The following is a 12,646-nucleotide window of genomic DNA, read 5'->3' as shown; positions in this document are numbered from 1 at the left end:
GAAGCGGCGCGGAAGGAAGGGGGGAAAGTTCGGGAAATCGCCTGCACCGGGGAAAAAATCGTGCAGGCAATCGAATTTGGCACTTAACGCTCAATGATGGTGGAGACCTCGTCACCGTTGATCTGCATCACATGACCTTTGCCATCGGTGTACTGCACCAAACCGGTTTCTTTATCGATGGACGGTTTGCCATCCGTCTGAATCATGCGGCCATCTTTGGTCGCCATTACATAATTACTGCTGCAACCGCTCAACGTCAGCGCGACCAGCATAATCCCTACGACACTCACTAACCCTTTCATTCTTATCTCCCTCAACCCACTTCAACTGCAAAAGTGTAGTAATAAATGCTTTTGCTGGCTGACGTAATCGCATCATTCCTAAAATTAAAGGGCGAGATGCGCTCGCCCTTGACATCCTTAAGCCGCGCTTTTCTTGCCGCGCATGAGGTTCAGGCACTCCACCGCCATTGAGAAGAACATGGCAAAATAAATGTAACCTTTTGGTACATGGATGCCGAAACTCTCCAGAATCAGGGTAAAGCCGACCAGAATCAGGAACGCCAATGCCAGCATTTTCACCGAAGGATGACGCTCAACAAACTCACCAATGGCGCGTGCGGCAAACATCATCATCAGCACCGCAATGACCACGGCTGCCATCATGATGAACAGGTGATCGGACAAGCCGACGGCGGTAATCACTGAATCGAGGCTGAAAATAATGTCCAGCAACATGATCTGCACGATCGCGCCAAAGAAGGAGTGGACGTTGGTTTTGTGCTCACCTTCGGCGCCTTCGATGGTTTCATGAATCTCCATGCTGGATTTCCACAACAAGAACAGACCACCAAACAGCAGAATCAGATCGCGCGCAGAGAAGCTGTGATCCATCAGGGTAAACAGCGGGTTTGTGAGGCGCACAACCCAGGCGATAGACGCCAGCAGGCCCAGTCGCATCAGCATAGCGCCCATTAAACCGAGGCGGCGTGCTTTGTTTTGTTGGTGTTTCGGCAACTTAGCGACAACCAGCGACAGGAAGATGATGTTGTCGATACCCAAAACCACTTCCAGAATGGTCAATGTTCCCAGTGCCAGCCAGGCATTGGGATCAGCAATCCAGTCAAACATGAATCATTCAATCCTAAACGAAAATTAAACGACGATTATACACGTGATGCGTCAAGTTTCAGGTACGTTGGCCACGTTCATTTACCTCAGCCACTGACTTGGGACAGCGGCTGGAGGATGAGCGTGCTTGCCGCCTTGCTGCACCAAACGTCGGCCCGAATAAGGGAGCCGGGTTAAACGTGTCACGAGTCCAGTCATTTACAGTAAAAAATGGCGTGCCAGCAGCGGTCCGGTGAAGCTTTTCTTGAGATAGAAACCGCGCGGTAAGGTCATTATTGGCGCTCCATGCTCACCGATGGCTTCGGTCAGGGCTTTACTGTTGGCGGCTTTCGGGCGGATCTGCAGCCAGGCGCCGTGACGGGCAGTGATGCGTTCTACCTGACCCAGCACGATCATATCCATCAACTCTTCCCAATCTTCACGCAGTTGCCGATCTTCTTCCTCGCTCGGTTGCCATAACAGCGGTGATCCCACACGGCGATCCGCGAGCGGCAGGGCACGATCGCCTTCAATCGGGATCCACAACACGCGGGCCAGCTTATGGCGCACATGGCTGGATTCCCAGGTCACGCCGCTGTTACCGGTTAAGGGTGCGACACAAACGAAGGTGGTTTCCAGCGGTTTGCCCTGGGCATCAACGGGAATGGTCTTGAGTTCGATACCGAGATGCGCGAAATCCTGCTCCGCCTTGCTGCCTGCGCTGGCGCCAAGGTGCAGCTCAATCAGCATGCCAACCCAGCCTTTATCCCGTCGTAAATCGGCAGGCACCGGCAAGCCCAGCTGCGCTGCCAGTGCCGCAAAAGTCTGGCCTGCCAGCTGTTGTGCACGCTGCAGCAATTCCGCTTCATCATGTGGCGGTGTCGGCAATAAAACGGGGGAATTCATGGTAAAGCTCATATTGGTTAAAGGTTGTACAGCACGGGCGCATGCGAGTTTTCCACATGCAAACGGCGTGAATAACAATGATAATAGCATGATTAAACGTGCTTTTTTATTTGCATTGCCGGACGGTTGTGGATGCTATGACAAGGTTATCCCAGTTTGTTATCGACAATGAACAGGATCTCCAGACTACTTATCCACAGAAAGGTGGGATAACCCCCCTAACAGAGCACCCCTGTTTCGATTTACAGCCTTGACTTTAGTGATTTGAACGCTTTTTTTCCTTTCTTTGACCAGGTTTAGGGCATTCTCTGTGGATAAAAGCGACGGTGGTGGATCTTTGAGCAGATAATCAAACTTCAGGATATTGATAAAATGATCCGCACTGAAATAGTACTGTCATTTTTCGCTATCATCATGAAAAATAGTGTTTTTATTGCCATTCATTGTTAGGTGTATGAGAATTTTCTGAAGGGGTTATTCAACTCATTCCCGTGTTCTTCACAAAGCTATCCACAGAAAAGGTGAATAAGATCGTCCTGAAAACCGCTCTGCTGTTTATAACTTGGGTATTCTCTGTGAGTTATCCTGTTTTTATTCTGCTATCACCCCCTATATCCAGTGGTTTACCGCCTGTAAGGAGTGTGAAACAATCAGGCTATTCAAATTTAGCTTTGAGGTAGTCCAGTGATCGATGATGATGGCTACCGCCCGAATGTTGGTATCGTAATCTGTAACAGGCAAGGACAAGTGTTATGGGCCAGGCGCTTTGGACAGCACTCCTGGCAATTTCCTCAGGGAGGCATCAATCCGGGTGAAACCGCTGAACAGGCGATGTATCGCGAACTGTTCGAAGAAGTGGGTTTACACCGCAAAGATGTTCGAATACTTGCTTCAACCCGTAACTGGTTACGTTACAAGTTGCCAAAACGTTTGGTGCGTTGGGACACAAAGCCGGTGTGTATCGGCCAGAAACAAAAGTGGTTTCTTCTGCAGTTGATGTGTAGTGACGCGGAGATCAATGTGCAACACAGCAGCACGCCAGAATTTGATGGTTGGCGCTGGGTCAGCTTTTGGTATCCGGTACGTCAGGTCGTCTCTTTTAAGCGCGATGTCTATCGCCGCGTGATGAAAGAATTCGCTGGCGTGGTGATGTCTATGCAGGAGAGTGCGGGGCAGCGTAATAACAATGCCGCTCATCGACGTAAAAGAGGATAGGCCACGCCCTTTATGCTCACTCAGTTGCGCGAAATAGTAGAGAAAGTGGCGAGTGCTCCGCGTCTGAATGAAGCACTCGACATTCTGGTAAACGAAATTTGCCTTGCGATGGATACCGAGGTCTGCTCGGTTTATCTCGCAGATCACGATCGTCGTTGCTACTACCTGATGGCGACGCGCGGGCTGAAAAAGCCGCGCGGTCGCACTGTCACGCTGGCGTTTGATGAAGGTATTGTCGGGCTCGTCGGACGTTTAGCCGAGCCGATCAACCTTGCCGACGCGCAAAGCCATCCCAGCTTCAAATACATTCCCTCAGTAAAAGAAGAGCGCTATCGCTCTTTCCTCGGCGTGCCGATCATCAGCCGTCGCCAACTGCTTGGCGTGCTGGTGGTACAACAGCGCGAACATCGTCAATTCGACGAAAGCGAAGAATCTTTCCTGGTGACGCTTGCTACGCAGATGGCGGGCTTGCTGTCACAGTCGCAGCTCGGTCAACTGTTTGGCCAGTTCCGTCAGACGCGGGTGAAAGCCATTGCGGCGGCGCCTGGCGTGGCGGTCGCGCCCGGTTGGGTCGATGAAACTCAGCCCTTGCTGGATCAGGTCTCTGCGGCCTCGACGCTGGATGTGCAGCGTGAACGCGAGCGTCTGGTGCTGGCGATGGGCGAGGCGGGCAATGAATTCCGCCGCTTCAGTAAACGCTTTACCGCAAGCGTACAGAAAGAGAGTGCGGCGATCTTCGATCTCTACTCGCACCTGTTAACCGATGCCCGTTTGAAAAAAGATCTGTTTGCCGAGATCGATCGCGGATCGGTTGCTGAGTGGGCGGTCAAAACGGTGATCGAGAAGTTCGCCGAACAGTTTGCCAGTCTGCAGGATCAATATTTACGCGAGCGCGCGGGTGATTTGCGCGTGCTCGGACAACGTCTGCTGTTTCACCTCGACGATACGCTGGTCGGCACCAATGCCTGGCCCGAGCGCTTCGTGCTGGTGGCTGATGAACTCACCGCCACCACGCTGGCAGAGCTGCCACCGGAGCGTTTAGCCGGTGTGGTGGTACGCGACGGTGCAGCCAATTCCCATGCGGCCATTCTGACCCGCGCGATGGGCATCCCCACCGTCATGGGTGCGGATATCATCCCTGCGCAGCTCAACAAACGCCTGCTGATTGTCGATGGTTATCGCGGAGAAGTGCTGATCGATCCTGAACCGGTGCTGGTGCAGGAGTATCAACGCTTAATCACCGAAGAGAACGCGCTGAGCAAAATGGCGGAAGGCGTGGTCGAGCAACCCGGTGAGCTGAAAAGCGGCGAACGGGTGCAGGTGATGCTGAATGCGGGCCTGAGCCCTGAGCATGAACAGAAGCTGGATAACTGGGTGGATGGCATTGGCCTCTATCGCACAGAAATTCCGTTTATGCTGCACAACGGCTTCCCGTCGGAAGAGGAGCAGGTGGCGCAATATCAGGGCATGCTGCAACTGTTCTATAACAAGCCGGTGACGCTCCGTACGCTGGATGTCGGGGCCGATAAACAGCTGCCTTATATGCCGATCAGTGAAGAGAACCCTTGCCTCGGCTGGCGCGGCATCCGTTTGACGCTCGACCAGCCAGAAATCTTCCTGGTGCAGGTGCGCGCCATGCTCCGCGCCAACGTAGCCTCCGGCAATCTCAGTATTCTGCTGCCAATGATCAGCCACATCGATGAGATCGACGATGCACGTCGCCTGATCGATCGCGCCGGTCGTGAAGTGGAGGAGATGCTGGGCTATGTGATCCCGAAACCGCGGATTGGTGTCATGATCGAAGTGCCTTCCATGCTGTTTATGATTCCGCATCTGGCGGAACGTGTGGACTTTATTTCGGTGGGCACCAACGATCTGACGCAGTATCTGCTGGCGGTAGACCGCAACAACACGCGAGTCGCAAATCTGTACGATCCGCTGCATCCGGCGATGCTGCGTGCGCTGCAAAGCATTGCTCATGAAGCCCGCCTGGCCAAACTGGAACTCTGCCTGTGTGGTGAAATGGCCGGCGATCCAATGTGCGTGGCGCTGCTGGTGGGTATGGGTTATCACCACCTCAGCATGAACGGTAAAAACATTCCGCGCGTGAAGTATCTGTTGCGTCACCTCGATCACGAGGAAACGCAGAAGCTCAGTGAACATGGCGCAGCGGCACATACCGCGTCTGAAGTGCGCCATCTGGTGTCCGCGTTTATGGAGCGACGTGGCCTGGGCGGTTTGATTCGCGGCGGTCGTTAACGGCGTTTACATTTCCACGGCAATTGTGAAAAGCGGCTGTGCTATCATGCGCAGCCTTTTATGGCATGACCCCTTAGCCAGACCCGTTTCAGGGCAGAAAAAACGATGGTGAAAGATGACTAACGGCTACATTTCGTTTCCCCAATTCGATCCGGTAATTTTCTCCATCGGACCGATTTCGCTTCACTGGTACGGTTTGATGTATCTGGTGGGCTTTGTATTTGCTATGTGGCTGGCGGTACGCCGTGCCAACAAACCCGGCAGCGGCTGGAAAAAAGAAGAAGTGGAAAACCTGCTGTATGCGGGCTTCCTCGGCGTGTTCCTCGGTGGCCGTATCGGCTACGTGCTGTTCTATAACCTGCCGCTGTTCCTCGATAATCCACTCTATCTGTTCAAAGTCTGGGATGGCGGTATGTCGTTCCACGGTGGCTTGATCGGGGTGATCGTGGTGATGCTGGTGTTTGCGCGCCGTACTAAACGCACGTTCTTCCAGGTCTCTGATTTCATTGCACCGCTGATTCCGTTTGGTTTGGGAGCCGGTCGTCTCGGCAACTTCATCAACGGCGAGCTGTGGGGCCGTGTCGATCCTAACTTCAAATTCGCGATGCTGTTCCCGGGTTCGCGCAGTGAAGATATCGCGCTGGCGGCGAACAACCCGCAGTATCAGCAGCTGCTGAGCACCTACGGTGTGTTGCCGCGTCATCCTTCGCAGCTGTATGAACTGTTCCTCGAAGGTATCGTGCTGTTCATCATCCTCAATCTGTTTATTCGTAAGCCGCGTCCGATGGGCAGCGTCTCTGGCCTGTTCCTGATTGGCTATGGCGCTTTCCGCATCATCGTGGAGTTCTTCCGTCAGCCGGATGCCCAACTTGGCCTGTTTGAAGGCGGCATCAGCATGGGGCAGATTCTCTCGATCCCGATGATTCTGGCCGGTGTGATTATGATGATCTGGGCGTTTCGTCGTCGTCCGCAGCAACAAACTCGTGAGGTAAAATGAAACAGTATCTGGATTTAATGCAACATGTGCTGAATGAAGGCGCAGAGAAAGCCGACCGAACTGGCACCGGCACCCTGTCCATTTTCGGCCACCAGATGCGTTTCAATTTGCAGGACGGTTTTCCGCTGGTCACCACCAAGAAAGTGCACCTGCGCTCGATCATTCATGAGCTGCTGTGGTTCCTGAAAGGCGAAACCAATATCAGCTACCTGAAAGATAACAAGGTGACGATTTGGGACGAGTGGGCGGATGAGAATGGCGATTTAGGCCCGGTCTACGGTAAGCAGTGGCGCAGCTGGGGCAGTGCGTCAGGCGAAGAGATCGACCAGATTAGCAAAGTGATTGAGCAGTTGAAGCGCGATCCCGATTCACGCCGCATCATTGTATCGGCATGGAACGTGGGCGAGCTGGATCAGATGGCGCTGGCACCTTGCCATGCTTTCTTCCAGTTCTACGTGGCAAACGGCAAGCTCTCTTGCCAGCTCTATCAGCGCTCGTGCGATATCTTCCTTGGCCTGCCGTTCAATATCGCCAGCTATGCACTGCTGGTGCATATGGTGGCGCAGCAGTGCGATCTGGAAGTGGGTGACTTTGTCTGGACCGGTGGCGACACGCATCTGTACAGCAACCACCTGGAACAGGCACAGCTGCAGCTAACGCGCGAGCCGCGCCCGCTGCCGAAACTGGTGATCAAACGTAAGCCTGCTTCTATCTTCGATTACAACTTCGAAGATTTTGAGATTGAAAGCTACGACCCGCATCCAGCCATTAAAGCGCCGGTGGCAGTGTAAACGCACTCGTCATAACGCTGAAGCCCCGCCACTGTGCGGGGCTTTTTTAAATCTCTTTTTTATCCCCGTTATTTCTGAATCCGCTTCGCAAAAATCTGTATCGGGCTGTAGCGCGCAAAAATACCCTGCGCGACGCTTTCCATCCCGCCGCTTGATGCCTTGTTGCCTGTTCCCTTGAAGCGCACATTGGCTGCCATGAACAAACACGCAAACCTCGGTTTCACCTTGCCGGAGCTGCTATTGGTGATGGTAATCGCCGGCATACTCAGCCTCGGCGCCCTGCACAGTTGGCAGCGCTGGCAGCAGCATCAACAACTGCGCGATAGCGTGCAGCAGCTGCAGGGGTTTCTTTTAAGGCTGCGCGCCCATGCGAACTGGCATAACAGCGATCTCAATCTGTGGCTGATTCCCGGCGAACGCGGCTGCCTGGGAGTGGGCGTCAAGCCGGCGGAGGGCTGTGAACTGCCTTCACGTTGGTGGTTAGCACCGCCGCATGCCGGGGTGCGCTTCAGTGCCATCATCGGCGAGCCGGGTTTCTTTGGACGGCGTGACGTGGCGCGCCCTGGCAGCATTGAGATTGAAAGCGCGGCCGGTCGATGGCGAGTGATTATCTCTGCGCGAGCACGTATTCGCGCCTGCCAGACGGGAGACAAAGGGTGCGAGTAGCGGAGGCGGGTTTTAGCCTGCTGGAAATGCTGATTGCGCTGGCGGTGGGGGCGATATTAATGGTCAGCGTGGGGCGATTTTTGCCGCTGCTGCTGGAGCAAAACCTGCGCCTGCAGCAGCGCGTGCAGTTGCAACAGGAGCTACAGCAGCTTTCCCATACGCTGCAAAAGGCGTTACAGCGCGCGGGGTACTGTCGTGGGAAATGTACTGGCCCCGCGCTGACTCTGGCTACGAGTGGCAGTTGTGTGCTGCTGCGCTGGGATGAAAACAGCAATGGGCGCTGGGAAGGCGTGGGCAGCAGTGACAGCGACTTTTACGGTTATCGGTTGCGCAGCGGGCAGCTGGAAATGCAGCGCGCGGTGGATAACTGCAATGGCAACGGTTGGGAACGCCTTACCGATCCCGCTTTCCTCACCATCGAGAATTTTAGCGTCGTGCGGCAGGGCACCCGGTTAATGCTTCATTTGACAGGGCGAGCGGGTGCACAAAGTCTGCAGGTTGAGCATTGGATTGAAGGACGCAACTTATGAGCCAGCACGGCAACAGCACACTAGGCATGGTGTTGATGCTACTGCTGCTCGGCAGCCTGACGCTGCATGCCACGCGCACGCAGTTATCACAGGGCATGGTGCTGGTGGCCGATACGCAGCAGCATCATAAGGATTTTGCGCAGGCACAGGCTGCGCTGCAATGGGGGCTGATGCAGAGTTGGCCGGCCGCGTCCGGCTGGCAATGTCAGCCAATGCCCGCGCACCAGTGGTTAAGCTGCTTACTGCAGATGGAGGAGGGCGATGCGCTGTTATCGGGTCAGGATGAAAAGAGTGATCTCCGCCTCTGGCAATGGGTCTCACCACGTAGCCAGCGGCTGCAACCCGAGGCGCACGGCTGGATTGACTACTGTCCGCTGGCAAAACCGGAGCACTGCCAGCCGCATGAGGAATCAACAGGGTTTTAGCCTGGCAGAAACGCTGGTGGCGATGCTGCTGCTGGCGATGACCATCAGCACGCTGTTGCAATATCATCGGGCGCTGGCCCTGGGATTTAGTCAACAGTGGCAGCAGCGTCAGGCGTGGCAGGTTGCAGGACAAGCGTTGCTCGGACGCGAGGTGGCGGGTTGGCAGATTGAGCGCCAGCAACAGAATGTAGGCATAGGGTGCACGCTGGAGCGCGTCACGGTGACGGGCTCGCAACAGCGCAGCGCCAGTCTGGCCCAGCTCAATTGTCACTAAGGTGACCTCGGTGATAGGCATCGTTAACGATACAGGGTAGAGTGACCAGGCTGCGCTGTTTTCCCTCTCAAGGAGATTTATGTTCCGGGTTTACCACTCCAATCAGCTCGATCTGTTGAAAAATCTGGCAGGCATTCTGATTGAAAACCAGCCGCTCAACGATGCGCTCGCGGCCGAACAGGTGCTGGTGCAGAGCCCCGGCATGGCGCAGTGGCTACAGATGGAACTGGCAAACAGTTTTGGTATCGCAGCAAATATCGACTTTCCACTGCCTGCGACCTTTATCTGGAACATGTTTGTCAAAGTGCTGCCCGGTATTCCAGAGGAGAGCGCTTTCACTAAAGCCAGCATGAGCTGGAAATTGATGCATCGCTTGCCCACTTTGCTGGAGCAGGATGCGTTCCAGCCATTGCGTCACTACCTCAATGATGACGATGACAAGCGTAAGCTGTATCAGCTCAGTGCACGTGTTGCCGACCTGTTTGACCAGTATCTGGTGTATCGTTCTGACTGGCTCAACAGCTGGGAGCGCGGAGAACTCATTGACGGCCTGAGCGATGCTCAGCAGTGGCAGGCGCCGCTGTGGCGCGATCTGGTCGCGTTCACCGAGCAATTGGGCCAGCCGATGTGGCACCGCGCCAACCTCTATGCGCGCTTTATCCATGCGCTGGAGCAGGCCGAAACGCCACCGGCGGGATTGCCACAGCGCGTGTTTATTTGTGGTATCTCCGCGCTGCCGCCCGTGTATTTGCAGGCGCTGGAAGCGCTCGGTCGTCACATCGATATTCATCTGCTGTTTACCAATCCCTGCCGCCACTATTGGGGCGATATCCAGGATTACGCTTTCCTCGCCAAATTGCAGAGCCGCAAGCGTCGCCGCATTCAGTCTGAAGAGACACAGCCGTTGTTTCGCGATCCTGAAGCGGCCCCGGCACTGTTCAACGAACTCGGCGAGCAGCAACTCACCAATCCATTATTGGCCTCCTGGGGCAAACTTGGGCGCGATAACCTGTTTCTGCTCAGTCAGATGGAATCCGCCGCCAACGACATTGATGCTTTTGTTGAAATGCCGCAGGACACCTTGCTGCACAGCCTGCAAGCCGATTTGCTCAACCTTGATGACAACGCAGTGATCGGTTTGCACGCCGATGAACTGGGCAACAGCAGCAAGAAGCGTCAGCTCGATCCCCACGACCGTACGATCACGCTGCAGGTGTGTCATAGCGCTCAGCGTGAAGTGGAAGTGTTACAGGATCATCTGCTGGCGCTGATGGAGGCCGATCCCGACCTGAAGCCGCGCGACATTATCGTGATGGTGGCGGATATCGACAGCTATGCGCCTTTCATTCAGGCGGCGTTCGCCAGTGCGCCTGCGGATCGTTATCTGCCGTTTGCCATCTCGGATCGCCGCGCCAGTCAGGCCCATCCGGCGATTCTGGCTCTGTTGAGCTTGCTGGCATTGCCAGAGAGCCGCTTTGCTTCCGAGGAGGTGCTGGCACTGCTGGAAGTGCCTGCTCTGGCGCAGCGCTTCTCGGTGGATGAAAGCGGTCTTCGCCTGCTGCGCCGCTGGGTGATGGAATCCGGCATTCGCTGGGGGCTGGATGATGCCAGCGTCGAAGCATTGGCGCTGCCCGCTACCGGCCAACACACCTGGCGCTTCGGCCTGCAGCGCATGCTATTGGGCTATGCGCTGGAAAGCCGCAATGGTGACTGGCAGGGCATTCTGCCCTACGACGAATCCAGCGGATTAATTGCCGAACTGGCCGGTCATCTGGCCGAATTACTCTCTCGTCTCGAAGCATGGCGTACCCGCCTGGCCGGCGAGCGTACGCTGCCGGATTGGCTGCCGCTGTGCCGCGAGCTGATCGACAGCTTCTTCAAGGGCGATGCCGAAAGTGACGCGGCGTTACTGCTGGTTGAAACGCAGTGGAAACAGATTATTGAGCAGGGTATGCAGGCGGATTATCAACAGCCGATTCCCGTTACCTTACTGCGTGATGAGCTACGCTCGCGCCTCGATCAGCAGCGTATCAGTCAGCGTTTCCTCGCCGGGCCGATAAACTTCTGCACCCTGATGCCCATGCGTTCGATTCCGTTCAAAGTGGTCTGTTTGCTGGGGATGAACGATGGCGTCTATCCACGTACGCTGGCACCGCTCGGCTTTGACCTGATGCAGCAGCAGGCGCGCAAAGGCGACCGCAGCCGCCGTGATGATGACCGCTATCTGTTCCTTGAAGCACTGATTTCGGCACAGCATCAACTCTATATCAGCTATATCGGCCGCGCGATCCAGGACAACACCGAGCGTTATCCCTCGGTGCTGGTGACGGAATTGGTGGATTATCTTGGTCAGAGTTTTTGCCTGCCGGGCGACGAAGTGTGCGAACCCGATGTCAGCGAGCAGCGCGTACGTGAGCATTTACAGAAGCTGCACAGCCGCATGCCGTTTGCGGCAGAAAATTTCCGCCCTGACGCATATGGCCAGAGCTTTGCGGCGGAGTGGTTGCCTGCTGCTACCGCCAGTGGTGTGGCACAGCCAGACTTTGTGCAACGGTTGCCGCACCTGCCGCTGGAAACGCTCTCGCTTGAGCAACTGCTGCGCTTCTGGCGCCATCCGGTACGTGCCTGGTTCCAGCAGCGGCTGGGCGTTGCTTTCTGGATGGAAGAGAGCGAACTGCCGGACAGCGAGCCCTTTGCCCCGGATAGTCTGGAACGTTATCAAATCAATGCGCAGCTACTGAATACCCTGGTGAACGGTGAGGATCCCGTACAGCTTTATGCGCGTCATCGTGCTGCAGGCAATCTGCCCTATGGTGCTTTTGGGGAACTTTTCTGGCAGAGCCAGACCGAAGAGATGCAGGAAGTGGCCGCGGAAGTGAGTGGACAGCGCCAGTCCGCAGAGAGCTTGGAGATCAATCTGCCGCTTAACGGGGTGCAGTTGACCGGCTGGTTGCCCCAGGTACAAGCTGATGGGTTATTACGCTGGCGTCCGGGCGTGCTGAATATGAACGATGGCCTGCTATTGTGGCTGGAGCATCTGGTGTATTGCGCGCGGGGCGGCAAGGGGGAAAGCCGTATGTATGGGCGCAAACAGAGCCACTGGCGTTTTAAAGCCATCGACGCCGAGCTCGCGTTGACACTGTTAAGCGAATACGTGACGGCTTATCAGGTTGGGATGGCGGAACCGTTGATGTTGCTGAACAAATCGGGTGGCGCCTGGCTGGATGCCAGTTTTGATCGCAAATCCCGCCAGCTGCTGGACGATGAAGCCACGCAGAAAAAGGCATTTAACAAATTGCTGCAAGCCTGGCAGGGTGGTTTTCAAGTGGAGGGCGAAGGCAGCGATCCTTATCTGCAACGCCTGAGTCGTACGCTGGATGATGAGGCGGTAGAGTTAATTATTGCCGCCGCTCGCCAGTGGTATTTACCGGTGCGCCTCGCGCATCAAGATGATGAATAGCCATCGGGTAACGC

Annotated in this window: 13 protein-coding genes; 9 read left to right on the top strand and 4 right to left on the bottom strand. The window is 55.5% G+C overall.

Going from position 1 to position 12,646, the window contains the following annotated elements:
• Window positions 1–83 precede the first annotated feature (83 nt).
• The 3 genes from ACXI0A_RS17395 to mutH form a co-directional block, all read right to left on the bottom strand.
• Window positions 84–302, bottom strand: coding sequence for a YgdI/YgdR family lipoprotein (locus ACXI0A_RS17395; protein WP_224933432.1), 219 nt, complete (start codon window positions 300–302; stop codon window positions 84–86).
• 117 nt (window positions 303–419) lie between these two features.
• Window positions 420–1,130 carry a TerC family protein gene (locus ACXI0A_RS17390; RefSeq protein WP_224933431.1) on the bottom strand — a complete coding sequence of 237 codons (711 nt, stop codon included), beginning with the start codon at window positions 1,128–1,130 and terminating at the stop codon, window positions 420–422.
• Between the two features lie 198 nt (window positions 1,131–1,328).
• On the bottom strand, window positions 1,329–2,015 hold the full coding sequence (gene mutH, locus ACXI0A_RS17385; RefSeq protein ID WP_224933430.1) for a DNA mismatch repair endonuclease MutH: 687 nt from the start codon (window positions 2,013–2,015) through the stop codon (window positions 1,329–1,331).
• Between the two features lie 684 nt (window positions 2,016–2,699).
• Between mutH and rppH the strand changes: the two genes are divergently transcribed.
• The 4 genes from rppH (at window position 2,700) to thyA (ending at window position 7,277) form a co-directional block, all read left to right on the top strand.
• Window positions 2,700–3,230: an RNA pyrophosphohydrolase gene (gene rppH / locus ACXI0A_RS17380; protein ID WP_034823115.1), complete on the top strand. Its 531-nt coding sequence runs from the start codon at window positions 2,700–2,702 to the stop codon at window positions 3,228–3,230.
• A gap of 12 nt (window positions 3,231–3,242) precedes the next feature.
• The gene (ptsP, locus tag ACXI0A_RS17375) at window positions 3,243–5,489 is read left to right on the top strand and encodes a phosphoenolpyruvate--protein phosphotransferase (protein WP_224933429.1); all 2,247 of its coding nucleotides are present in this window, start codon (window positions 3,243–3,245) and stop codon (window positions 5,487–5,489) included.
• A 115-nt stretch (window positions 5,490–5,604) separates the two neighbouring features.
• Window positions 5,605–6,486, top strand: a complete 882-nt coding sequence (gene lgt / locus ACXI0A_RS17370) for a prolipoprotein diacylglyceryl transferase (RefSeq protein ID WP_034823111.1) — start codon at window positions 5,605–5,607, stop codon at window positions 6,484–6,486.
• Entirely contained in the window at window positions 6,483–7,277 is a 795-nt protein-coding gene (gene thyA, locus ACXI0A_RS17365) for a thymidylate synthase (RefSeq protein ID WP_476147508.1), read from the top strand. The genes lgt and thyA overlap by 4 nt, the downstream gene beginning before the upstream one ends.
• Before the next feature lie 68 nt (window positions 7,278–7,345).
• Here the strand turns inward: thyA and ACXI0A_RS17360 are convergent, their stop codons facing one another.
• Complete coding sequence (locus ACXI0A_RS17360) at window positions 7,346–7,474, bottom strand: hypothetical protein (protein WP_476147510.1); 129 nt, start codon at window positions 7,472–7,474, stop codon at window positions 7,346–7,348.
• Here ACXI0A_RS17360 and ACXI0A_RS17355 point away from each other — a divergent pair.
• The 5 genes from ACXI0A_RS17355 (at window position 7,473) to recC (ending at window position 12,632) form a co-directional block, all read left to right on the top strand.
• Entirely contained in the window at window positions 7,473–7,943 is a 471-nt protein-coding gene (locus ACXI0A_RS17355; protein WP_476147512.1) for a prepilin-type N-terminal cleavage/methylation domain-containing protein, read from the top strand. The genes ACXI0A_RS17360 and ACXI0A_RS17355 overlap by 2 nt on opposite strands.
• Window positions 7,934–8,473, top strand: coding sequence for a prepilin peptidase-dependent protein (locus ACXI0A_RS17350; protein ID WP_476147513.1), 540 nt, complete (start codon window positions 7,934–7,936; stop codon window positions 8,471–8,473). Before ACXI0A_RS17355 ends, ACXI0A_RS17350 begins: the two co-directional genes overlap by 10 nt.
• Window positions 8,470–8,898 carry a DUF2509 family protein gene (locus tag ACXI0A_RS17345; RefSeq protein ID WP_476147515.1) on the top strand — a complete coding sequence of 143 codons (429 nt, stop codon included), beginning with the start codon at window positions 8,470–8,472 and terminating at the stop codon, window positions 8,896–8,898. The genes ACXI0A_RS17350 and ACXI0A_RS17345 overlap by 4 nt, the downstream gene beginning before the upstream one ends.
• Window positions 8,876–9,172: a prepilin-type N-terminal cleavage/methylation domain-containing protein gene (locus tag ACXI0A_RS17340; RefSeq protein ID WP_476147516.1), complete on the top strand. Its 297-nt coding sequence runs from the start codon at window positions 8,876–8,878 to the stop codon at window positions 9,170–9,172. Before ACXI0A_RS17345 ends, ACXI0A_RS17340 begins: the two co-directional genes overlap by 23 nt.
• A 79-nt stretch (window positions 9,173–9,251) precedes the next feature.
• Window positions 9,252–12,632 (top strand): exodeoxyribonuclease V subunit gamma, encoded by a 3,381-nt coding sequence (recC, locus tag ACXI0A_RS17335; protein ID WP_476147518.1) that lies wholly within the window; start codon window positions 9,252–9,254, stop codon window positions 12,630–12,632.
• Window positions 12,633–12,646: the final 14 nt, after the last annotated feature.

The sequence above is a fragment of the Pantoea sp. C1E2 genome (genome assembly GCF_056491465.1).
This window is presented reverse-complemented; position numbering and strand designations above follow the sequence as displayed.

Excerpts from the sequence above, each read along its gene's own strand:
- ACXI0A_RS17395 (WP_224933432.1), bottom strand. The coding sequence starts at position 302 with ATGAAAGGGTTAGTGAGTGTCGTAGGGATTATGCTGGTCGCGCTGACG.
- ACXI0A_RS17390 (WP_224933431.1), bottom strand. The coding sequence starts at position 1,130 with ATGTTTGACTGGATTGCTGATCCCAATGCCTGGCTGGCACTGGGAACA.
- mutH (WP_224933430.1), bottom strand. The coding sequence starts at position 2,015 with ATGAATTCCCCCGTTTTATTGCCGACACCGCCACATGATGAAGCGGAA.
- ptsP (WP_224933429.1), top strand. The coding sequence starts at position 3,243 with ATGCTCACTCAGTTGCGCGAAATAGTAGAGAAAGTGGCGAGTGCTCCG.
- lgt (WP_034823111.1), top strand. The coding sequence starts at position 5,605 with ATGACTAACGGCTACATTTCGTTTCCCCAATTCGATCCGGTAATTTTC.
- thyA (WP_476147508.1), top strand. The coding sequence starts at position 6,483 with ATGAAACAGTATCTGGATTTAATGCAACATGTGCTGAATGAAGGCGCA.
- ACXI0A_RS17355 (WP_476147512.1), top strand. The coding sequence starts at position 7,473 with ATGAACAAACACGCAAACCTCGGTTTCACCTTGCCGGAGCTGCTATTG.
- ACXI0A_RS17360 (WP_476147510.1), bottom strand. The coding sequence starts at position 7,474 with ATGGCAGCCAATGTGCGCTTCAAGGGAACAGGCAACAAGGCATCAAGC.
- ACXI0A_RS17345 (WP_476147515.1), top strand. The coding sequence starts at position 8,470 with ATGAGCCAGCACGGCAACAGCACACTAGGCATGGTGTTGATGCTACTG.
- ACXI0A_RS17340 (WP_476147516.1), top strand. The coding sequence starts at position 8,876 with ATGAGGAATCAACAGGGTTTTAGCCTGGCAGAAACGCTGGTGGCGATG.
- recC (WP_476147518.1), top strand. The coding sequence starts at position 9,252 with ATGTTCCGGGTTTACCACTCCAATCAGCTCGATCTGTTGAAAAATCTG.